Below are 1,235 nucleotides of genomic sequence, written 5' to 3'. Positions count from 1 at the left end.
TGTAGTGGTACGCTGAATTTGGTCACTTAGTTAGAGGTGATATCATCACCTCATAAGTTAACAGGTGACACTATGACAAAACGTACAAGAAGACTATTTAGCGCTGAATTCAAATTAGAAGCGGCACAACTGGTTCTAGATCAGAACCACTCTGTGACAGAGGCTGCTCAAGCTATGAATGTTGGGAAGTCCACGATGGATAAGTGGGTTCGCCAACTAAAAGAGGAACGTCAGGGGAAAGCACCTAAAGCATCGCCGATGACGCCTGAGCAAATTGAAATACGTGAATTAAAAAAGAAGTTAGCTCGCCTTGAAGAGCATAATGAAATATTAAAAAAAGCCACGGCTCTGTTGATGTCGGACTCACTGAACAATTCTTGATAATCAAGAAACTCAAGCAGAGCCACAGCGTAAAAATATTATGTGAAGTGTTCAATGTTCATCGAAGCAGTTATAACTACTGGCGAAAACGTCCAGTAGAAATTGATGCCGAAACAGCAAAGCTCCGTAGTTTAGTTAGCGAGGCACATGCCGCAAGCAACGGTTCTGCGGGAGCGAGAACCATTGCTGACATAATAACGAGTCAGGGAACTAACCTGAGTCGCTACAGAGCAACGAAGTTCATGAAAGCCCTTGGTCTAGTGAGCTGCCAAGTGCCAAAACACAGGTATCGTAAAGCATCACAAGAACATATTGAGATCCCAAACCTCTTAGGCCGCCAGTTTGCAGTTACGGAGCCAAACAGAGTTTGGGTTGGTGACGTTACTTATGTTTGGACTGGCTATCGTTGGATGTACTTAGCCGTAGTTTTAGACCTGTTCGCTAGAAAAACGATTGGTTGGGCAATGTCATTATCGCCCGATAGTCGATTAACTCGTAAGGCTCTTGCCATGGCTTATGAGTCTCGTGGTAAACCACAGGGCGTCATGTTTCACAGCGATCAAGGCAGTCATTATACAAGCCGAAGTTATCGGCAATTACTGTGGCGCTTTCAGATCAAGCAAAGCTTATCTCGACGAGGAAATTGCTGGGATAATGCACCAATGGAACGCTTCTTTAGAAGCTTGAAGACGGAATGGATACCTACAGTAGGTTATCGGAGCTTTGCAGAGGCACAACAAGAAATTACTCGATACATTATTGGGTATTATTGCCAACTCCGCCCGCACCAATACAACGGTGGTTTGACTCCCAATGAATCAGAACGATTGTTCTGGTTAAACTCTAGGAACGTG

The 1,235-nt window shown here is 44.4% G+C and carries 1 protein-coding gene; it reads left to right on the top strand.

Going from position 1 to position 1,235, the window contains the following annotated elements:
* Positions 1–72: 72 nt before the first annotated feature.
* A protein-coding gene (locus tag A6D97_RS14320) for an IS3 family transposase (protein ID WP_240492702.1) occupies positions 73–1,235 on the top strand; the annotation gives its coding sequence in 2 pieces (ribosomal slippage) (positions 73–340 and positions 340–1,235; 1,164 coding nt annotated over the 2 pieces). This gene is flagged as partial in the annotation.

Source organism: Vibrio sp. ZF57 (genome assembly GCF_001691235.1).
GTDB classification, from domain to species: Bacteria; Pseudomonadota; Gammaproteobacteria; order Enterobacterales; family Vibrionaceae; genus Vibrio; species Vibrio crassostreae_C.
This window is presented reverse-complemented; position numbering and strand designations above follow the sequence as displayed.